Annotated in this window: 19 protein-coding genes; 11 read left to right on the top strand and 8 right to left on the bottom strand. The window is 37.4% G+C overall.

Annotation, left to right across the window (positions count from 1 at the left end):
• The first annotated feature begins 68 nt into the window (after positions 1-68).
• Entirely contained in the window at positions 69-1979 is a 1911-nt protein-coding gene (locus QNI22_RS27790) for a M1 family metallopeptidase (RefSeq protein WP_314515883.1), read from the top strand.
• A 56-nt stretch (positions 1980-2035) separates the two neighbouring features.
• Here the strand turns inward: QNI22_RS27790 and QNI22_RS27785 are convergent, their stop codons facing one another.
• Entirely contained in the window at positions 2036-2737 is a 702-nt protein-coding gene (locus tag QNI22_RS27785; protein ID WP_314515882.1) for a hypothetical protein, read from the bottom strand.
• A 3-nt stretch (positions 2738-2740) separates the two neighbouring features.
• Positions 2741-4183: a Gfo/Idh/MocA family protein gene (locus QNI22_RS27780; protein ID WP_314515880.1), complete on the bottom strand. Its 1443-nt coding sequence runs from the start codon at positions 4181-4183 to the stop codon at positions 2741-2743.
• 610 nt (positions 4184-4793) lie between these two features.
• On the opposite strand from QNI22_RS27780, the gene QNI22_RS27775 reads away from it, so the two are divergent.
• The 5 genes from QNI22_RS27775 to QNI22_RS27755 all read left to right on the top strand — a co-directional run bounded on the left by QNI22_RS27775 (position 4794) and on the right by QNI22_RS27755 (position 11351).
• Complete coding sequence (locus QNI22_RS27775) at positions 4794-5675, top strand: YicC/YloC family endoribonuclease (RefSeq protein ID WP_314515878.1); 882 nt, start codon at positions 4794-4796, stop codon at positions 5673-5675.
• A 149-nt stretch (positions 5676-5824) separates the two neighbouring features.
• Complete coding sequence (locus QNI22_RS27770; protein WP_314515875.1) at positions 5825-8020, top strand: hypothetical protein; 2196 nt, start codon at positions 5825-5827, stop codon at positions 8018-8020.
• A 73-nt stretch (positions 8021-8093) separates the two neighbouring features.
• A complete protein-coding gene (locus QNI22_RS27765) occupies positions 8094-9425 on the top strand; it encodes a hypothetical protein (RefSeq protein WP_314515872.1) in 1332 nt (443 codons plus the stop codon).
• A 290-nt stretch (positions 9426-9715) separates the two neighbouring features.
• A complete protein-coding gene (locus tag QNI22_RS27760; RefSeq protein WP_314515870.1) occupies positions 9716-10621 on the top strand; it encodes a sulfite exporter TauE/SafE family protein in 906 nt (301 codons plus the stop codon).
• A gap of 226 nt (positions 10622-10847) precedes the next feature.
• The gene (locus QNI22_RS27755; protein WP_314515867.1) at positions 10848-11351 is read left to right on the top strand and encodes a DUF4494 domain-containing protein; all 504 of its coding nucleotides are present in this window, start codon (positions 10848-10850) and stop codon (positions 11349-11351) included.
• 113 nt (positions 11352-11464) lie between these two features.
• Here the strand turns inward: QNI22_RS27755 and plsY are convergent, their stop codons facing one another.
• Entirely contained in the window at positions 11465-12106 is a 642-nt protein-coding gene (gene plsY / locus QNI22_RS27750; RefSeq protein WP_314515863.1) for a glycerol-3-phosphate 1-O-acyltransferase PlsY, read from the bottom strand.
• A gap of 239 nt (positions 12107-12345) precedes the next feature.
• Between plsY and QNI22_RS27745 the strand changes: the two genes are divergently transcribed.
• From QNI22_RS27745 to QNI22_RS27730, 4 genes are all read left to right on the top strand, one after another.
• Positions 12346-12891 (top strand): hypothetical protein, encoded by a 546-nt coding sequence (locus QNI22_RS27745; protein WP_314515861.1) that lies wholly within the window; start codon positions 12346-12348, stop codon positions 12889-12891.
• A 193-nt stretch (positions 12892-13084) separates the two neighbouring features.
• Complete coding sequence (locus QNI22_RS27740; protein ID WP_314515858.1) at positions 13085-14656, top strand: serine hydrolase domain-containing protein; 1572 nt, start codon at positions 13085-13087, stop codon at positions 14654-14656.
• 172 nt (positions 14657-14828) lie between these two features.
• Positions 14829-15851 (top strand): fatty acid desaturase, encoded by a 1023-nt coding sequence (locus QNI22_RS27735; protein WP_314515855.1) that lies wholly within the window; start codon positions 14829-14831, stop codon positions 15849-15851.
• Between the two features lie 204 nt (positions 15852-16055).
• Positions 16056-16802, top strand: coding sequence for an acyl-CoA desaturase (locus tag QNI22_RS27730; RefSeq protein WP_314515852.1), 747 nt, complete (start codon positions 16056-16058; stop codon positions 16800-16802).
• 58 nt (positions 16803-16860) lie between these two features.
• Here QNI22_RS27730 and QNI22_RS27725 read toward each other — a convergent pair whose 3' ends face one another.
• The 3 genes from QNI22_RS27725 to QNI22_RS27715 form a co-directional block, all read right to left on the bottom strand.
• Positions 16861-17433, bottom strand: coding sequence for a hypothetical protein (locus QNI22_RS27725; RefSeq protein WP_314515848.1), 573 nt, complete (start codon positions 17431-17433; stop codon positions 16861-16863).
• Positions 17434-17675: 242 nt separating this feature from the next.
• On the bottom strand, positions 17676-18389 hold the full coding sequence (locus QNI22_RS27720) for a LytR/AlgR family response regulator transcription factor (RefSeq protein WP_314515845.1): 714 nt from the start codon (positions 18387-18389) through the stop codon (positions 17676-17678).
• Positions 18390-18428: 39 nt separating this feature from the next.
• On the bottom strand, positions 18429-19385 hold the full coding sequence (locus QNI22_RS27715; protein WP_314515842.1) for a sensor histidine kinase: 957 nt from the start codon (positions 19383-19385) through the stop codon (positions 18429-18431).
• Between the two features lie 255 nt (positions 19386-19640).
• Here QNI22_RS27715 and QNI22_RS27710 point away from each other — a divergent pair, with 255 nt between their 5' ends.
• Complete coding sequence (locus QNI22_RS27710; RefSeq protein ID WP_314515840.1) at positions 19641-20522, top strand: hypothetical protein; 882 nt, start codon at positions 19641-19643, stop codon at positions 20520-20522.
• 26 nt (positions 20523-20548) lie between these two features.
• On the opposite strand, the gene QNI22_RS27705 is transcribed toward QNI22_RS27710, so the two are convergent.
• Both QNI22_RS27705 and QNI22_RS27700 read right to left on the bottom strand, forming a co-directional pair.
• The gene (locus QNI22_RS27705) at positions 20549-21250 is read right to left on the bottom strand and encodes a LytR/AlgR family response regulator transcription factor (RefSeq protein ID WP_313990833.1); all 702 of its coding nucleotides are present in this window, start codon (positions 21248-21250) and stop codon (positions 20549-20551) included.
• On the bottom strand, positions 21247-22266 hold the full coding sequence (locus QNI22_RS27700) for a sensor histidine kinase (protein WP_314515837.1): 1020 nt from the start codon (positions 22264-22266) through the stop codon (positions 21247-21249). Before QNI22_RS27700 ends, QNI22_RS27705 begins: the two co-directional genes overlap by 4 nt.
• Between the last annotated feature and the right edge of the window lie 171 nt (positions 22267-22437).

The raw sequence follows: 22437 nt of genomic DNA, 5'->3' as shown, positions 1-22437 counted from the left end.
TCTGGATGCAGAAAAGCATTAAAGCAAAATCTATTACTAGAAACCTTCTAATTTTCATTTAACCATTCATGAAGAAATCCTTTTTTACACTGCTTACAGTTCTTCAGTCTGTTATTTTTACAGGACAGGGTATTGCCCAGCATGTAGAAGATCTGTATGTTCCACTGGAATTTCAGAACGCCTACGCTAAGGGGACACGCAGTACAGATGGAAAGCCAGGGCCCAACTACTGGCAAAACAAATCAGAATACGCCATTCAGGTAGAACTTGTGCCTGCAACGCGCGAAATCAAAGGTAGTGAAACCATTACCTATTTTAATAATAGCAATGATACCCTAAGTCAGGTAGTGATTCGGTTATATCCTAATTTATTCAAGAAAGGGGCGGCCAGAGGTGAAGATGTAGATCCAGGCGATGTCACAGATGGAGTTACTATCAGTTCATTGCAGGTAAATAATCGTTCAGTAGAAACTAAGCCTGGTCAAGGCAGAGGTGCTCAGGTACGATATAGCACAACCAATTTGTTTGTAAAACTCAGTCAACCTCTATATCCTAAAACCAGCCTGAAATTAGCTATCAACTGGACATATACGATTCCGGCCAAAACTCATATCCGGGAAGGCACTTATGGAGATAATACATTTATGGTCGCATACTGGTATCCTCAGGTTGCTGTATATGACGATGTAGATGGATGGGACCGCCTTGAATATAAAGGGCAAACAGAGTTCTACAATGATTTCTCTACGTTTGATGTGACAGTAAAGGTTCCTCAGAACTTTATAGTATGGGGTACTGGTGTATGGCAGAATCCAGACGAATCGTTGACTCAAACCTACTTAACCCGATATATTAACTCTAAGAAATCGGATGAGATTACGCATATTATCACATCTGAAGATTTACAGAAAAAATCCATTACCCAAAATAAGGCTCAGCTTCATTACCACTTCAAGGCAGAAAATGTACCTGATTTTGTTTTTGCAGCCAGCAACCGCTATCTATGGGATGCTACTAGTGCAATAGCGGAACCCAACAGACGGACTGCCATTAGTGCTGTATATGATCCTGCCTCCAAGGATTTTTATGAAATAGCTAAGTTCTCCAAACAATCTGTTGAGTATTTGTCTACACAGATGCCAGGTGTACCCTATCCGTATCCAAACCTGACAATCTTTAATGGTTCAGGAGGTATGGAGTTCCCGATGTTTGTTAATGATGCCTCTTATCCAATGGAAGAAGCGGCAGAAGTAGTGGCACATGAGATTGCACATACTTACTTCCCATTTTATATGGGTATTAATGAACGTAAATATGCCTGGATGGATGAAGGTTGGGCACAATTCTTACCTAATGGAATTCCTTTCCAGATTGGTGCCAATACATTTTATCCACAACAGTACAATGCATTGTATCTTTCCAGCGTTAATGGACGTGAGATGGAAATGCCAATGATGATGCCTAGCACTATTCTGGAAAACCAACTCTCTTACGGCTTTGCCTCCTATTTCCGCCCAGCTGTAGCATATGCAACATTGCAGGATCTTTTAGGTAAGGATAAATTTAAACAAGTATTGAATGAGTATATGAATCGCTGGAATGGTAAGCACCCTTCTCCATATGACTTTTTCTATACATTCAATAATGCAACCAAAGAAGATCTAACCTGGTTCTGGAAGCCTTGGTTCTTTGAGAGAGGATATAGCGATCTAAGCATAAAGAAAGTAGAAACAGGAAAAACCACTAAAATCATCATTGGACGCAATGGTATACTACCTGTTTCGATCACCTTAACTGTTACGTTCACAGATGGAACAACTGATACACATCATGAGACAGCTCGTGTATGGCAAAGTGGAGTAAGAGAGTTTGCCATTACAAAAAAATATACAAAGTCTATCCAGAAGATTGATCTTGGTAGTCCGGAAATACCAGACATAAACATTCAGAATAATACTTATTCTGTGAATCAACAATAAAAAGAAAAACCCTGCTAAATGATGCGCGGGGTTTTTCTTTTTGTACTCTACTATAATCATACTTTCAACCAACTTCTAAGTACCGATTTATCTTCACTGATTCTACCGATAATTCTATACTTAGATTTTCTTAAGATAGATGCACTGCTGGCCTTTTCACGAATCACGCAAAATGGATAGGCTCCACTGGCATGGACAAAATAGACACCGTTACCTTCATTGACAAGAAAACCTGTATGGTTGTCCAAACCTACTATATATAAACCCTTTCCGGTTTTCTCAATCTGTGCGATAAATTCCTCCAGCGATTTGTTACTAAATCGTTTGATATGTTCTTCACTTATCAGGGCCTTAATCATTTGTTCAGAAGGCATCTGTGCTAGTGCACTACGATTGATTTCTAATCCTGCATCACGCAAAACAGTAGTAACGAAATATCCACAGGCAATAGATCCTCGTCCCGGAACCTGTGTAGTCCCATTAAAAGACCAAAATGTTCCATACCAATGTGGAAATATGTGATTGTCTATGGCCTCTACAAAAGCAGTTCTACTATTACTGCTATTTGCTTGTTGAGTTAGTTTTTTTCTCTCTCTTCGAATAGCAGCTAGTTCCTTCTTGTATTTTTCAGGTGTATTCTGTAACCAATGTTTGCTTAAACGCCAGGGAGAATAAAAAGCAATCCAGCATAAGATAAAAAGATACAGAAGCAGATATCCTGCACTCTTTATAATTGGGGACCATTTGCTGTTTGACATCTTCTAAGACCAACCCTCCCGATATTGGCGCTTAACAAACTGGTTTGCTACATCAAAGTTGGTGATCTTCATATTAGCACCATCCCAAAGCAACTTTTTGCGCCCAGGAAAATCAAAGCCACCTTGTTCTCTTGGTGTTCTGTATAAGAAAGATCTAACAGCCAGATTGCCCATGAGTACCATTTCCGTCAACGGGCCAGATTCATTAAAGGCAGAACTGGTATAAGTGCCATATCCCTTTTTACATGCTTTTACCCATTGTTGTTGATGTCCATTGGTATCACCTTCTACTAATGGCCTTTTAGGGTCAGGAAGGACATAATTTGCAAATTTTTCAGATGGAAACAACTTTGGATTTTCACCAAACAACTCAGCAGCCAGAATACCTTGACTCCCAATAAAAAGAATACCTCCATCTACACGTGCAAACACTTTTTCATAATCACATCCTTCAGGAAGACGTGGTCTGATTCCTCCATCATACCAGGATACACTTATTTCCTTATGTGATCCTTTTCCTGTGTTTGGAAACTTTAAGTGAATAGCGGCAGAAGGTGGACATACATCATCAAAGAAAGCTTCCTTAAAGAAATCACTATAGATTTGTCCTACAGAACATTCTACGGATGTTGGATAACCCAATTTAAGTGCCCGGAAAGGCACATCCATAAAATGACATCCCATATCACCTAATGACCCCGTACCAAAATCCCAGTATCCTCTCCAGCGAAATGGCATATAGGCTTCATGGTATTCACGAAATGGCGCAGTTCCCAGCCATAAATTCCAGTCAACCTCTGATGGTACAGACTGCGTTTCTCCTTTGTCTTTTGGAGATTTTACTCCCTGTGGCCAAACAGGACGGTTAGTCCAGACTTCAACTGTATGCACATCTCCGATAGCACCCGATTGAATGATAGCCTCTGTAAGGCGAGTACCTTTACCACTACTTCCCTGATTACCCATCTGGGTAACTACTTTGTATTTCTGAGCAGCCTCAGTTAACTGGCGAGCCTCCCAGATATCATGTGTCAAAGGCTTCTCTACATATACATGTTTACCCAACTGCATAGCAGCCATAGCAACCGGATAATGCATGTGATCCGGTGTTGAGACAATCACCGCATCAATATTCTTCTTTTCTTTTACCAACATCTGGCGAAAATCCTTGTAATAAGGAGCTTTAGGAAATTTCTCCCGATACTTTTTAGCCTGGCGGTCATCTACATCACATAACGCAACAATATTATCTGTTCCATTATTAAATGCCTGCTGAATATTAAAGTCCGCCTTACCTCCACAACCTACAGCTGCAATATTTAATTTATCAGAAGGGGCAACAAATCCTTTGCCCAGGACATGACGAGGCACAATAGAAAAGCCAGCCAGAGCCAGCGAACTTTGTTTGATAAATTTACGGCGTGAAGCAGGGGTATCCTTTTTCATAATAGAAGGAGGGTATATTTTCTGTGGTTTGAGGAAAAACTTTATGATTGATTAACTATAAAATAGTACTGGTCGCATACCAAATATCAACATGACAGGTAAGAAAACAAAAAAACCCCACCAAAAATTTTCAGAAGTTTTTGCTTTGGGACTTACATAACATTGCTGAAGATCCAATATCCAGACACAACTTCTGGTATTTATTCTGTATAATTTCGTGCACTTATATATCCGGAATTATTGTTTCAAGTTTACGATCCAATAACTCAGGTAATATTTAGTACAAAATTGTTGCATATAATTTACCTAAAATCATCTGACAATCACAAAGTTACCACACAAACATGCTTCTTGAAGTGCCATAATCACCTTTTATTGTGTTTTATAGTATGTGTATCAGAACAAACTTATAAGGTCACTTGATTACTCTACATCTTGCCAAATATGTTTGTAAATCTGTATAAAAAGGATCTTTTTCCGTTCAAATTCCTTGAATCTGTAAAGAACTCCTCCTAGATAAAAAAAGTGTGTTCGATATTTGTCTAAAAAAATAGTACTTTGTGTGCTTCTCATTCATTTGAGTAGAAGAAACTTATAACCTTATTTGAGTATGCTAAAATCAATGACCGGCTTTGGCCTGGCCAGAGCGGCCAATACAAACATCAGTGTAAGCGTAGAAATCCGCTCACTGAATTCTAAAACACTAGATGTAAATTTACGATTACCTAAAAACTTTTCAGATAAAGAACTTGAGATCCGAAATCTGCTGAATCAGATACTGGAGCGAGGCAAATTGAATGTATCCATTGATATTCAGGTGATAGGTGAAGTGAAACCCCGGGTAACTGTAAATACTCCCCTGGTAAGAGCCTATTGCCAGCAACTAAGAGAGGCAGCAATAGCGGCAGCAGTTCCAGAAGATGACATCTTCAGATTGGCTATGCAGCTTCCAGACGCATACATATATGATACAGCACCAGATGAAAATGCAGCAAAGGATTGGGCACTGATTCAGGAAACATTTAAACAGGCAGCACTGGCATGTGATGAATTCCGGATTAAAGAAGGGAATGAACTCTCAGGTAAATTAACAGAGTATATCCATAAAATTAGTACGAATCTGAATGCAATAGCTACTCATGATCCGGAACGGTTACAAAACATCCGAACCCGCATTCGTGAACGTATTGCAGAAGTAGTAAGCGATGAACATTTTGACCCAAATCGATTTGAGCAAGAGTTGATCTATTACATTGAGAAACTGGATATCAGTGAAGAAAAGGTACGGTTAAAGCTTCATTTGGATCATTTTATGGAAGTATTAGCCAAAGATGAAACACCAGGTAAAAAATTAAATTTCATCAGTCAGGAAATTGGTCGTGAAATCAATACAATCGGGTCTAAAGCCAATGATGCAGTCATTCAGCGCTTTGTCGTAGAGATGAAAGATGAACTGGAAAAGATTAAAGAACAGTCATTAAATATTTTATAAAAGGTTTATTCCAAAATACTGAGTTTTCTATTGATAGAAAACTATACATTTTTTAAGATAACCTGTGGTACAGGTTACAGTATACCACTGACCAAAATCGAAAAGTTACGATTCAATCAGTTTTACTAAAGAGTTTCTAACTCCCAGCTATGAATTTCTGTAAAAACGCCAAGTCATTTGCTTGGCTATTGGTGCTTTCTGCCCTTGTCATTTGCAGCTATGGGCAATTGCCAGCCACTCCCATTTCACAGACATCCATTCATTTATCCTATCCAGAGTATCTGGTCAAGGCTCAAACAAACAATTTGAGCCAACAAACGACACTTACTGCTTATCAGAAACAACAGGATAAAGAAACAAGTCCCTTAGATACAATAAAGATCAAAAACAAGGCTGAATTACCAAAAGGGAAAAAACAAAAATTACCCTGGAAATTAAGACCTCTGAATGCAAAAACTACTGCAAATAGTGAATTCTGGAAAGTTTTTCAGAATGATCAGTTACAACTCCAACTAGATTATACATCTCAGGGAATCATTGTCAGGAGTAGTACACCTCTGCAGTTGCTAGATGTTCTCAAAAATCGCAAAGATGGAATAGCCATAGAACTTGTCAATCAGAAATCGTATACATGTGGAAGTAAAGAGTATTATACAACTCTGGGAAGACGTGCAGGATCATCTATTAACGGGACTATATTAAAGCCTATCTATAAAAAAGAGTTATTGCGTGATCTAAATAAACAGAAACAGGAATTTAAACAGTTACAGGCAAGTAAAGCACGTTTATCAGGTTCTGCAAAAAATAAGAAAGCAATTGATACAACGACATGGCAACCAGAAGCTGTTTCTGTGTTGGCAGGAGCAATTCCTCAGAATGATTCCTCAAAATTTGTCACGGCCAATTTCCTGCTGATACATAAGAAACGAATTGTAGGAGTAGTACACTATACAGATATATGTGGAGATTTGAGCCTAAGAGATTCTTTACCCCTGACACCTCAACTGGTTACCACACCGTTGGATTTTTCTTCAGAGGATAAATCCTTTTCATTTCAGATACCGTTTGCTCGAAATAGCATAAGCCCAGACCATGCATCTATGGAAGTAGTTCGGGATACATTAAAAAACTACCAGATAGACCGAATACTCATTGACGCCTTTGCGTCTATTGAAGGAATTGGCAAAATGAATAAGCAGTTGTATCAATCAAGAGCAGATAGTATTGTGGGATACCTGAGAAAATATATAGATCATAAAACCACAATTACAGTACAAACAGGTGAAAACTGGGAGTTATTTTATCAGCAATTGGCACAGTCACCTAATCCGGAATGGAAAAGCTGGTCCAAGACACGAATCAAACAGGAATTACAGAAGCCTGGAGTATTAAAGGTCTGGGAAAAATACCTGGATGAACAACGCAGTGCATCTGTACGCCTCGAGACCCACTTGAATGTACGAGATACCCTGACATATGTACAAAAATACTACAAAGCAAAAACAGCAGCCCAAGCTGCCGCATTACAAAGTTTCTACTATCGTCAATGTAAAGCCGGGAAATTAGCCCCAAATACTTTATTCTCTGTTCACTATCCCAAGACAGAAGAATACAATTCTCTCCGTCAGAACCAAATGATCATGGATTATGAATTTAATCGTCAACACTGGTCAGAGGCACAGTGGATCAATCACTGGAATGATTTACAAACTACTTTGGTAGAAAAAGATAGCCTGAGCGAAATGCAATACTATGCAATGACGTTTATTTTATCTGAATGGGACTTTGTCAAAAGACAGGATTACAAGGAAAAAGACATACTACAGCTTATTCAGCAGGTCACCAGCAACAACAAATACAGATCCCTTGAGAAAAAGGCAAGATCGATATTCTACATTAATACAGTGCCTTATTACTTACAGACAGGCAATTACAGAAAAGTAAAAGAAGGTGTAGACTTTATGTATACTTACTATACAAGTCAACCAGAAGTAGTAACTAATCGAAATACATCTTTACAACTGGCTAATTTCCTAATTGAAATGGAGGCATTTAAGCCTGCTATTCAGGTATTAGATAATTATCTAAAAAAGACTGCTTTTGATGAAGATATATATGCCCAATACCTTAAACTGATATTTATACATCCGGATTATCAACAAAAAAGAGTGTATACTAAACTTTTGATTGAAGCCTCTCAAAAGTTATCGCCTGCAAAGTGGTGCGATCTTTTTATGGGAGAATGTCGCATCAATTTCCAGGTATTTGATGATGAGGAACTTAGAAGCTTCTACTGTGAAAAATGTGCAGGTATTGGAAATGAGGCCAAACAAAAAACAAAATAACAATTAAGTTTGATCATTCATTGGATTTATCCTAATTTACTGTGTCTTTACTACCTGTAGCTTTGAAACAATCATGATACATACAATCAACCCAGCAGCTCTAAACCGATATGCTAATGCGTATGCTAAGCATACATGTGACACATTCTTTTCGCAGCAGGACAGTGTTTCCGGAAAAGATATTGTTTCCTTCACAGATATCCCACAGGTAAACTATCTGATTCTCTTTAAACTATTTACCAACTGGAAACAGGAAGCAGGACGTTTACAAAGTCCTTACTTTGATTATTCTCAGGATGAGGTAAAGTCAGCACTCGAAAATCTGATGAATACTCTCTCCCGGTTCATTATGGTAAAACAAGATGCATTTGAACCGTTAGTAGCAGATGCATCTTCTGCTACAATCGAATTACTTCTTTCACCCAGAAACCAGTTTGTGAGTATTCTGAAATATATTGACTTTGAACCACTCACCATACAGCGTTTACAGGATCATACCCGTTATATACGGATTAACCGTACTGTCTGGGAAAGTTTGATTGCTCAATTACAATCTACTGGAGTTGAAAGTTCGGATGTATTGTCATTGGATAAAGCCATTGCTGTATTGGAAGATGTTCTGACTTCAGAGGGAATTACCCTCGATAACCCAGAGGAATATATTGCTCAATTTTCGGCACAGGTTCCACTTGAGGTTTCTGAGCTGGAAAAAATAGAGGACGAAAAGAAGCCAGAGCCAGAAAAGAAAGCTACTACTTCCGGTTCTTTCTTTGACACACTAGGAGATGACCTTCCAATTGGCACACAAGAGAAAGTAGTAAAGACTTTACCCAAAATAGAGCCAAAAACAGAACCACTATCAGTTGAAAATAAATCTACAGAAACAAAGCCAATTGAGAATCAACCCATTGAGTCTAAGCCTGTCATAACTCCAGAACTGCCACCAGTTGCTCTCAATGTAATACATGAAGTAAAAGCAGAGGAGGTAAAAGTTGATATTGAAGAATTTGCAAAGGCGGCAAATAAACCATTGGTTTCTGTCCTTTCTGTCAAGAAGAAAATGGAAGAAACAACTCTCAATGAGACCCTCAACAAAGATATGACTACTCTTAATGAGAAATTACGTAAGGAGGATAGCACTTTTATTGAAAAAGCTCAGAACCAACCCATTACCAGTATTAAAGATGCATTGAATCTGAATCAGAAGTACTATTTTATTAATAGCCTGTTTGGTGGAGATAATATTGCTTTTGCTCAAGCCATTTATGAATTGGAACAAGCAAGAGATATGGACACTGCTATGAAACTTCTTCAGGTAAAGTATGCCCACTCATTAGGGTGGGATCTGCAAAGTGAAGAATATATAGCCTTTATTGATGTTATTGAACGAAAGTTTATCTCCTGATCAGGAATTTTTATGATACTTTTAAAATCCTTTCTCAAGTTATTATTTTAGAGGAGGGATTTTTTTATTTTTCATTCTGTTAAGTCCTTCTTTTTAGTTAAATACTATCTGTCTAAAACTTACCCTTAGAAATATACTACTAGTATCCTGAATTAGTTCTACAAGAGGACATACTAGAGAATAAAAGAGAACAAATACGTAAAAAACTTAAATAAACCCTAGTAAATACATAGACTTAATCATATCTTGCATACCAATTCTAATTTACTTCTACCCAGATCTAAACTATTATGATTGTAGCAGAAGAAACTGTAGCTGTTCAACCCGCTAAAAAGACAAACAAACGTACTTTGTTTATCGTTGGTGGATCTGTGCTGGTAATACTTGGTATTGGAGCATTCCTATATTTAAACTCTACTACCTGGGAGTTGATAAAACCATATACTTCTAAACTTTTCACAAAGGATCTACTTTTCTTTGCATTGGTAGGCTTCTTTGCACAAATGATTGACGGCGCTTTGGGGATGGCCTATGGAATTAGTAGTACCTCTTTTTTACTTGGACTTGGTGTCCCTCCTGCTCTGGCAAGTAGCAGTGTCCATGTGGCAGAAGTATTTACAGCTGGAATTTCTGGTTTGTCTCATCTTAAGATGGGAAATGTGAATAAACAATTATTCAAACGTCTGGTATTGCCAGGAGTAATTGGAGCTATAGCTGGAGCTTATATACTTACTAGTATTGATGGTGCTGTAATCAAACCATATATTGCAGTATATCTTCTGGTAATGGGGGTTATTGTTCTTCGAAAAGCTTTCCGCAAAAAAACAGAACCTCGTGATGAAAAAACACTGGCTCCTCTAGCCTTATTTGGTGGATTTATGGATGCAGTAGGTGGCGGTGGATGGGGTCCTATTGTCGCATCAACTTTATTAAGTAAAGGACATCAGCCCCGCTATGCCATTGGGTCTGTAAACCTTGCAGAATTTTTCATTGCATTGGCAGGAGCTATTACCTTTGTAACATTGATTGGAGCAGGAAACTGGCAAATTATTGTTGGTCTGGTGTTGGGTGGCAGCGTAGCGGCTCCTTTTGCGGCCTATCTATGCCAGAAATTCTCTACACGGACATTGATGATTATGGTAGGCGTTTTAATTATTGGCTTAAGTATCCGGACACTTATTATGACATTTTTCTGACATAGTTAGTACTTATGTATATAAGGGTCATAGCTTTAAAACTATGGCCCTTATTTTTTACCAATTCATAAATCAATAATAATGTACTACTAGCCAGCAGTTTACTACAACAACTCTCCATATATACATCTTTCTTTTTCTTATTCTGGATGGGTGTTGCTATCTTTGAAGTCATTCTTATGCAGAGCTTATTTAAATTGTGAAATTTTAACTTTATCTTTCTTATATGCCGGTTTGGTATCAAGCAACAATCCGTTATCAACAACCTGATGACAAGGGAATAAATAAGACTATCACAGAAGTTCATCTGGTGGATGCAGTTTCTTATACAGATGCAGAATCCCGCATTTACGATTCCGTAGCCAGTAACCTGGCAGAATTTTTCCTTTCCAAGCTTTCACGTATGCGATTAAGTGAGGTATTTTTTGTAGAGGATGGCGCTGAAACGTGGTATAAATTAAAAGTACAATATATCACTTTTGATGAGAAAACGCAGAAAGAGAAAAAAGTGCCCTACAATATGCTTATCAATGCTCCTGATCCACGAGAAGCGTATGACTTATTAAAGGAAAGACTTGGTAAAATACAGGATTACATAATCACAGACGTAAATATTACAAATATCCTTGAAGTAATCCCTTACGAAAAAGAAGGTGAAGATCCTTTAAAAGGAGGAAATTTCAGACCACTTGCAGAAGTGAGAGCAGAAAAAACAGAGCAGGAAGGCTAATTTTTACTTATCAGCAAAATATCTTTCTTATCCAATAAACAAAAATGCCTGATTGAACAAATCAGGCATTTTTGAAAGATCTTATAGTCAGCAGTCTAGGAAGATTAGTTAAGTTACTTCTTCCTAAATCTTATATTAGTCCGGCTTTCTTCACCATGAATAAGGCGGATGATGTTTTTCTGATGAGTCAGGACTACTATGGCAAACATTGCAAATCCAAAAATAATCAGAATTGGATCATCAGGGCTAAACCGAGGCATAAGCAACAATAAAGGAAACGCCAATGCTGCTATCATTGAACCAAGAGATACATATTTAGACAAAAGTACAACCAGGAAGAATATAGCAATACATAATAATGCAGCTTCTACATGGATTGCAAGCACCATTCCCAATAATGTTGCAACCCCTTTACCTCCACGAAAATTAGCATAGATTGGAAAGATATGACCAATAACAGCCAAAATACCAATAAATAGTTGATAGGTAATTAGGTTAGGCTCGGTAAAGGCATGCAGATGCAAAAGAATAGCAGCTATAGAAGTAGCAGTCCAGCCTTTAAAAATATCTACCGCCATCACAATAGATCCAGCTTTCTTTCCCAATACTCTGAATGTATTAGTTGCTCCAGAGTTACCACTACCATAGTTGCGTATGTCAATTCCGTGAAAAGCCTGTCCATACCAAAGAGCTGTAGGTAAGGAACCAATCAGATAGGATGCGATAAAGCCAGCTATAATTAAGGTTATCTCCATTATATATTTCTCTCTGAAAAAGGTGTAATTTGTATTTTATACAGATAATTCTTCCAATTTTCTTCAAATATATGGAAGATCATTCTGAATTTCAAAATAGCCCTATAGGCTTAACTTCATTATTGATGTAAGAAAATAAAAGCAAACTCAATGATATTCAGCGATTAACGAATTTGCACAAGGCTACTAAAATACATATTTTTCCATTAATCTACTAACTTTTGCCCTAAAAAACCGGAATGTCTTCCAGAATACTATTTAACGGACTCAAACACCACTACCAGATTATCCAGAATTTCATCAATACTTATGATACAAAAAGCATGCACTTACTGGAACAGCAAATATGTAGTATCGGGAATTCACAAATGGATTTGTATACTGGAAATCTATCAGAAACAACTATAAAGGAGGAAGTAATTACTCTGCTTACAACAGCAAATCTTTTATCTGAGATAGATTTTAAAGAATTTTTGCATCCGGAACAATACCGTTCTGTTTTTCTGAGTGATGGATCTTTATGGATTTTGCGGTTTGGAGAAAAAGCTGGGCAGTATATTCATATTCATCCGGCTCGCTATTCTATGCACACAATAAGAGTTAAAGCAACCACACTAAAAACAGCCATAGGTGTCTTAGTATGGCAGAAAGAGAATATCTCTGAAATAGAAATAAAACAGCTTAACTACCTTCGTAAAGATATCTTAAAGATGTCTCCTATTCGAAGCCTTGAAGATGCAAACTCTGTATGGAAGATGGTTAACTTACTGGCTGCTAAAGAATAGTATTGTAATTTTCAAATTAAAAAAGCATGTTACCTGGTAAAGTTAGCTGCTGAAGAAATGATTAGTGCAGAGATAGATCTTTCCAATTATACTTTGATAAGCAATTGCTAGCTATCTGAGGTTTTAAAAGATTTCTGTATTTTAGTAAGGCTGAGAAACACCATTCCTATCCTCCTAACCAACACACAGAAATATGAACAGAACTACTACAAACCAGATACCTCCTATATTTTTGAAGATATACTATTGTTTATGGATTATAGGGATAATTCCTTTAAATCTCTATGCACAAAAATCATATCAGCCTCCATACTTTGAAGATACCAAACGGCTAACTAAGATCAAAAAAGCCATTCCTGTTATAGAAGAGCTTTACAAGGGATATGCTGAAAAAAATAATTTTCCTGGTTTTGTATTTGGTGTGGTAGTGGATGGAAATCTGATCTATGCAGACTATACAGGTTATACCGATCTGAAGAAAAAGACTGTTGTCAATACTAAGTCCGTTTTTCGGATTGCCTCAATGACCAAAAGCTTTACTGCAATGGCGATCCTCAAACTTCGCGATAAAGGCAAACTCAATCTGGATGATCCAGTTTCAAAGTATATTCCTCAATTTGCGAAAGTACAAACTCTAACTAAAGATTCTCCTCCTATCACCATTCGTCATTTGCTCACTCACTCTGCTGGCTTTCCGGAAGATAATCCGTGGGGAGACCGACAGCTTGCAGATACAGATGTAGAACTACTTCAATTGGTTGAAGGTGGTATAACCTTCTCTAATGCACCTGGACTCCAATATGAATACAGCAACCTGGGATTTGCCTTACTTGGTAATATCATTACCAAAGTATCTGGCAAACCCTACCAGCAATATATTACGGAAACTATCTGTAAGCCTCTTGGCATGACAAGTACGTATTGGGAATATACCAAGGTTCCAGCAGATCAGCTGGCGCATGGGTATCGACGCCTCAATGACCAGTGGCAGGAGGAAGCACTACTGCATGATGGTTCATATGGAGCTATGGGAGGAATGTTAACCTCTATTGAAGACTTTAGTCGATACATGGCCTTACATTTGCAAGCCTGGCCTCCGAGAGATGAGGCTGACAATGGAATTATCAAAAGATCTTCACTCCGAGAGATGCATCAACTGGGACGTATCAATACATTGAATGCACAATATAAATATCCGAGTGGGCGTTTGTGTCCGACAGTGAGTGGCTATAATTTTGGGTTACGTTGGACAAAAGATTGTGACAATCGTGTTTCAGTAGGTCATAGTGGCGGATTGCCGGGTTTTGGTAGTAATTGGTCTGTTTTGCCGGATTATGGCATTGGTGTTGTGTGTTTCTCTAATCTGACCTATGCACCTACTGGCGCTATTAATGTACAAGTACTGGATTCTCTCATTACATTGGCGGAACTAAAACCGCGTAAATTACCTGTATCTTCTATTCTTGAGAAGCGAAAAAATGAAATCATTGCCTTATTACCTGATTGGAAGAATGCTGTAAATAGTGGGATCTTTGCAGAAAATTTCTTCCCCGATAATCCATTGGAGATCCTGCAGACACAAAGTGCCGAGATATTTGCTAATGCTGGTAAAGTTATCAAGGTAAGAGAGTTAATGCCCGAAAACCAACTGCGAGGTGTTTTTATAATGGAAGGAGAGAAAGCTAATATTCAGGTAAGCTTTACCTTAACCCCGGAAAAGAATCCGCTAATTCAGGAGTTTCATATAAATGCAGTGAAAAAGTAAACAGAAGAAATGATCTGTTTAATCATTTCTTGTAAAAATTTGTATAATAAAAGATGATAAAAAGATAATTTACAGATAATGTTGTATTAATTTTGAAGAAGGACATAAAATTGTAGCCTTGTGTCATTGTCTATTTTAGTCTGAATCATCTGTAAATGCTATAACTGATTTTATGAGTTCTCCTAAAGATTTTACTTATGTAACGGGTACAGAACCTCATCGTATTCGTACACGTCAAATTTTAAAGTCACATCCGGAAGTAAAAAAGCTAATTTCGAAGAATCCAGTAACAATGGTATGGATACTGGTATGCGTAGGGATTCAATTGGTAATGGCTTATCTCCTTAAAGACCAGCCTTGGTATATCATACTTGCAGCAGCCTGGTTGATTGGTGCATTTCCGGTACATACATTGTTCGTTTGTATCCATGAAGCAGCACATAACCTTATATTCAGAAAGCCCTGGGCCAATGTAGCAGCTGGTATTATTGCCAACTTTCCATCCCTTATCCCAACAGCTATTTCATTTAAAAATTACCACCTGAAGCACCATGCTTTTCAGGGAGTGCATGAACTGGATGCTGATCTACCAGATTATTGGGAAGCACGGCTGATTAACAATTATTTTATTGGAAAAATGATCTGGTTGTTATTCTTCCCTGTTTTTCAGGCTATTCGTACACTTCGTTGTATCGAACTTGCAGCAGTGGATAAGTATGTAGCTATGAACATTATTTGCCAGATTCTGTTTGATGGTTTGATTGTATATTTCTGGGGATGGCCTGCATTAGGATATCTGGGAGCTAGTTTTTTGTTTTCGGTAGGCCTACATCCACTAGGCGCACGCTGGATTCAGGAGCACTATCTGGTACTGGATAAGAATCAGGAGACTTATAGCTACTATGGGGTTTTAAATACAGTGAATATGAATGTAGGCTATCACAACGAACACCATGATATGCCTTCTATTCCCTGGAACAACCTGCCTAAATTGAAGTCTATTGCACCTGAGTTTTATGATAACCTAAAGTATCATACTTCTTTTACCAAATTGTTTTTTACCTTTCTTTTTAGTCAGGAGGTCAGTTTATTTTCCCGAATAGTGCGCAAAGAAAGAGGTAAGGTTACATTAAGTGATAATTCTACACCAGACCTGCAGGTAATATCAGCAGAGGAGCAACTGCAAAAGTATTAAAACAGGCGATTTAAGGGTAATACTGTAAAGCCGTAAAAGAGGGTGATTGTGAAAACAGTTACCCTTTTCTTTTTTGTGATGAATTCGTAAACAGGATTTGATGCGAATGATCTTTTTGGATCATGATATTTGTCATTATCTCTTCAGAAGGCAGACTCTACTTTTATGGCGTATTATTATCCTGATCTTTTTATCTACCTATTCATGAAAATTTTAATTTTCTTTATTGCCCACTGGTATTTATCCTTATTCTTTCAGACTTTCTTTTTACATCGGTATGCAGCCCATCAGATGTTTACCATGAACAAGTTTTGGGAGCGAACATTCTATGTTCTTACCTGGATCTCGCAGGGATCGTCTTTTTTGAGTCCATATACCTATGGTGTAATGCATCGCCTTCATCATGCCTATGCAGATACAGAGAAAGATCCCCACTCCCCTCAATATTCCGATAATTTGTTTGATATGATGTGGAAGACAAAAAATATTTACAACGATATCCTTACAGGAAAAGCTAATATAGATCCCAAGTTCACTAAGAATGTACCTAATTGGAAGTTTATGGAATGGCTGGGAGATCGGTGGATAAGTCGTATTGCCTGGGGGACACTCTATACTTTATTTTATATTCATTTTGCTACACATTGGTGGATGTTTTTATTATTGCCTATCCATTACCTGATGGGACCTGTACATGGTGCGATTATTAACTGGTTTGCTCACAAGTTTGGCTATGTAAACTTTAAAGTGAATGATACGGCTAAAAACCTATTGCCTCTTGACTTTCTAATGTTCGGAGAGAGCTATCACAACAATCATCACAAATTTGGAGGTCGCGCTAACTTTGGTATTAAGTGGCACGAATTTGACCCAGCCTATCCATTTATACTTCTTTTTAATGCAGTGCATATTATAAAGCTGAAACCCAATAACGATCTCAATTACATGTAGTAGATCTAAAAAGAAAACGGCCATTGATCAATGGCCGTTTTCTTTTTATGTATTTTTATCAATCTTCCATGTAAATACCCATGGGGCTTTCTGGAATCACAAATTGAATTTCTCTTGGATGAATTTCTTTTTCCTCACCTGTAGAGGCTATAATTCCAAAATCAGAAGCAATCAATCCCTGCAAACCATAATAGAGTATACCACTGTTATATTTCAGATTCATGGTAATCGGCAATTGATAGGATTTACCTGCAATTTCTATCTGACCTGTTAATAAAAGAGTTTGTGGATTCACAAAGCCCTCAAAACCACGTGTCTCGGAGGGTAAGTAAGCAAACATACGTACTTCCTCTGATTGGTCAGGGTGAAAAATAAAGTTGAACAAGGATACCAGAAGTGAATTATTGGGCTTGGGAGATATATTAGCAACCATCAGAACAAATTCAAACCGTTTAAGTCGGTTATTATATCTACCTTTAATCTCAGGAGCTGTAAATAAGTAGTTCTTCTTCCCATCAGATATACTGATAAGCATAGGGTTACTCCCTGTAAACTGCATACTCTGCGCCTTCACTTCTGGCAATAGCCCAAGCAACATGAAAAATAAGATATAAAAGTAGTGTTGTTTCATATGTGTAAGGAGCTAAATGTAACCTTATGTAAAATACAAAATCTATAAATAGATGCAAGATGTTAAGTCTATAATTTCGATGAAACTTTCTGATTACTAGATACTTTGCAAAAAACTGTATCCAAACGACAATACATACTCGCCGCAACAAAACTTTATAAAACAATATGCCTGAAAATAGATGCCTAATATAAGATGACAGAGAAAGATGAAGCGGGGATAAATGAGGACACTTGCGTCTATTACAATAATTTTTGTTGAATTATCTGCATAAATGTAACACGGTATTTCTCGCTTATAGGCAGTCTGATGTCATGAATGTAAATATGATTGTCTTCAATCTTATGAATGGTATGAACATTCACAATATAGGAGTTGTGGATGCGATGAAAATATTCTGGGAGAATATCTTCTAATTCCTTCATACGTTTGTAAACAATATGTTTTTCCTGATCTAGATAAAAAATAACGTAGTCTTTTAATCCTTCAATGTACAGGACTTTCTTCAATTCCACTTTTACAACAGACTTCCCTGTTTTTACAAACACACTTTCTGTGTCTGTTTCTCTCTCAATAGAAGAGGCAACGGGAGAAGGGTCTTTTGAAAGAGCAACTACCTTAGTGACTGCTTTCATGAATCGTTCGAATGTGATGGGCTTGAGTAGGTAGTCAACTGCATTTTTTTCATAACTTTCTAACGCATAGTCAGTATAGGCAGTTGTAAAGATAACTTTCTGCTGCTTATCAAGTAGACCAGCAAATGCCATACCTGTAATATGAGGCATATTGATATCCAGAAAAATCAGATCTACTTTGTGAAGCTGCATAAAGTCTAAAGCCTCCATTGCATTGTAGCAGGTTTTCTCTAAAGTTAGAAAAGGCACTTGTTCAATATAATCACACAATAACTGAACAGCGAGGGGCTCATCATCAATTACCAGACATTTAATTTTCATTTCTTGTGTATTAAAAACAGGTTTTGTATGTTATTGGTTTTACTGGAAATTCAGTAGAGGTATCTGAAGAATAGCTGTAAACTGACTTGTATCAGATTGGATAGTTAATGTGTAAGTCTCATTATAAATCATTTCCAGGCGTTTTTTGAGATTTTTCAGTCCTAATCCTTTTGGGTTGGACGATTGAGGCCAAAGGCTATTAGTAACTTCAAACCGGACATAATTAGTCTCAGTATGCAGTTTCATTTTTGCCCAGCTCTTCGATTGTGTTTTGTCAATACCATGTTTGAAGACATTTTCCACTAATGGCATCAATAACATAGGAGAAACCAAGACTTCTTCTTTTAAGCCATCCAGACATAATTCTATTTGTACGGGATAAGGTATCCGGATTTTTTCTAACTCAATATAATCCTTAATAAACTCAACCTCTACAGAAAGAGGAACCTTTTCTTTAGGAGCTTCTTCCAAAAAATAGCGCATCATATCCGATAGCTTGGCAATCATGATGGTGGTCTTCTCTGACTTACTGTGAGCCAGATAATAAATATTATTGAGCGTATTAAATAGAAAGTGAGGTTGGACCTGTGATTTAAGCAAGTTCATTTCTGCCATTAATTGCTGTGTGCGAATTTTTTCCTGTGTTTGCAATAACCAGGTATAGTTCATTGCAATGCGTAATAGTATCCCAAATAGCGAAGCTAGAAATTGAGTGACAAATACAAAGGCCCAATGGCTCAGATTAAATCCATAAAACTGGTGATACGTCAGATTCAGATGCAGTACCCAATATTCGGTAAACATCCGCAATGTCACTAACAGTATAAGTATAAGGAGAGACACAATGATATATCTGGTATAAACCCCTCTCCGAAAGTAGACAGTCAGAAGCCAGTTGCTTTGTGTGTAAACAGCCAGAATATAAAAGAAAGTATAAATGGACGCTCGCGCAAGGCCATACATCCAATCTTCCCACTTCTGAATGCTATAAAGCATAAGAAATAAGTATAAAATGATCCAGGCTGCGAATTGCAACAGCTTTATATTGATAGAAGGAGGTCTCATCTTGGGCATTTTCAATGTGTCAAGTTCGTGAAACTTTGCTCTCTTCCACCTTTTTTTCGGCCACAGCCCCTTTTTTTTCGACATTTCTCCATTTTGTCTAATGATCTAAAATAGAATCTCAATTATCTAAGAAAGTGGTAAGAGAAAAAAAAGGCTTATAAAATTGCATAACCATTTGATAAACCTATGAAACCTCACCACATTTTTCTTTGGATAGTATTGTATTTTTGGATAGATGCTTCTATCGGCCAGACACGTGTTGTAGCACCTGACACAATCTCTACCAATGATGTTTTTGGACTGACTCTTAATGCAGATCAGACAGAAGCCTTTTGGGTTAAATCATGGGGCGGGCGAGACAGTCTCATGATTCTTACTTCTCATAAAGTCAATAATCACTGGAGTACTCCTCAACCTGCTCCGTTTTCAGTCACCACACGTAAATTTAAAGATATTGATCCTTTCTTTGCGCCAGATGGCAAAACGATCCTTTTTAATTCAAACCGATTTAATGATCCTAAAAACTTTGATATATGGATAGTTAAAAAACAAAAGAATGGCTGGGGCGAACCATCCTCATTAGGAAAGGTTATCAATTCCGATTCTTCTGATTTTTATGCAACAATGGCATCCAATGGAAATATATACTTTACTTCCAATCGGGCTGGGGGATATGGGAAAACAGATATCTATGTAGCTACACAGGATAAGGGTAAATATAACCAACCTGTTAATCTAGGTAACATTGTGAATACTGCTGGATTTGAGTCTAATCCATATATATCACCCAAGGAAGATTTTCTGATTTTTTTGGCAACGGATCGAAAAGATGGATATGGCGATTCTGATTTATACATCACCTTTAAAAAAGAAACAGGCTGGACAACACCCCAAAATCTGGGTAATGTTATAAATACTACCCACGGAGAGTTCTGTCCTTCTATGTCTGCTGATGGCAAATATTTCTACTTCTCCCGTGTAAAAAAAGGAAAAAAGTGGGAGGAGAATATTTATCAGGTTGAACGGAAAGAGTTAGATCTGGAGGCCCTGAAAAAACAAGCACATTAATACTGAGTATGGATGAAAATGAGCTGTCATAATAACTTTTGCTGAACTATCTGCATAAATGCCGTGCGGTATTTCTCACTTATAGGTATACGGACCTCTTGAATGTAAATATGGTTATCTTCAATCTTATGTATTGCATGAATATTAATGATATAGGAATGATGAACACGTTGAAAATAATCAGGGAGGCTGTCTTCCAGTTCTTTCATACGTTTATAGACGAGTATTTTGCTGTCCTGTGTATAGAGAGAAACATATTCCTTCCAGCCTTCAAAATATGAAATACTATCATATTCAAGCCTGAGGAATTGTTTGCCAGACTTTACAAAAAAATAATCGGTATCAGAATTAACTTGAGGGGTACCTGTTGACAGATAACCGGAGTGCAACTTGGCTATTGCTTGCGAGAAACGTTTGAATGTAATGGGTTTGAGTAGGTAATCAATTGCATTCTTTTCATAGCTCTCAATAGCATATTGGGTATAAGCTGTTGTGAAGATGATTTTTTGTCCTTTAGATAAAAATTCTGTTAACTCCATTCCTGAGATACCAGGCATATTGATATCCAGAAAGATTAAATCGACCTGATGTGTTTGAAGGTATTCCAGGACTTCCGCAGCATCATAACATTGATGTGAAAGTGTAAGAAATGGTATCTGACGAATGTATTCTTGCAGTAGGTTTACTGCGTTGGGCTCGTCATCAACAATCAGGCAGGTAATATTCATGGTTTAGGAATACTAAGTGAAGCAATAAAATAGTCGTCAGATACCTTGGCAGAAAGTGTAAAGCGGTTAGGGAAAATCAGTTCCAGTCGATCCTTGAGATTGCGCAAGCCAAACCCGCCTTCTGATGATAAAGTGGTTTCCTTTAACAACGTGTTTCTTACTGTAAAATGGAGTGTTTGTTCTTTTTCGATCAATTCGATCACCACTTCATTTGTATCATTTTTTTTATTGATACCATGCTTAAATACATTTTCGACAAAGGGCATCAAAAGCATAGGAGGAAGGAGATAATCAGTAGATACACTACTATTGATAGTTATTTGTATTGGGTAGCGCATCCGAATCTTTTCCAACTCAATGTAGTGATGAATAAACTGCATCTCTCTGGAGATAGGAACTAAGTCTTGCGGGCAATCATCTATAAAATACCGCATCACCTCCGATAGCTTTTCGATAAGATAGGCAGTTTTAGGAGATTCCTTGTAGGCTTCATAATAAATATTATTGAGCGTATTAAATAGAAAGTGAGGTTGTATCTGTGATTTGAGGAGGTTAAGTTCTGTCTGGTATTGCTTTGCTTTAAGCTCTTCCTGGACTTTTCGAAGAGCAAAATAATTAAGAGCTATCTTAAAAATTATGCTGATACAGAGTGTCAGAAATGTGGAAAATGCCGCATAAGCTATATGTGCAAAAGTATATTGAAAGAAGCTTTCCTTCCAGATCTTGAAATATAGTTCATGGTATAGAAATACACGCAGGCTAACCACTGCTACAAAGAATATAAACAAGACAAGTGCATAGTATCCTGGCTTTCGTTTCTCATACAGCCAGGGAATCAGAAGATACGCATTACCATAAATGATTACTATGTAAAAAGAGATAGATACCAATGGATTAATGAGAGCAGTATGGATAGGGTCCTGAGGCAGAAGATAGAGTACACTGATACAATAAAACAATAGCCAGGCTATAAGCTGGATCCAGTGTAGAGGAAATGAGGTAATACTACGTGACATGAACAATAATTTCAGATGGGTAAAAATAACCAGAATACTATCTATATCCAGTATGTTTTTAACCAATGGAAGTATTTATTCAATAGTTTGGCCTTTATTAGACAACCTCTAACGCATATGTCTTCTCTAGAGAGCAGATATTCATGGGAAACGGTTGAATCAATACTGGTA

Origin of the sequence: Xanthocytophaga agilis, from assembly GCF_030068605.1 — a bacterium.
GTDB classification, from domain to species: domain Bacteria; phylum Bacteroidota; class Bacteroidia; order Cytophagales; family 172606-1; genus Xanthocytophaga; species Xanthocytophaga agilis.
The sequence above is the reverse complement of the archived record's forward strand: the minus strand, read 5'-3'. Positions and strand labels throughout refer to the sequence as shown.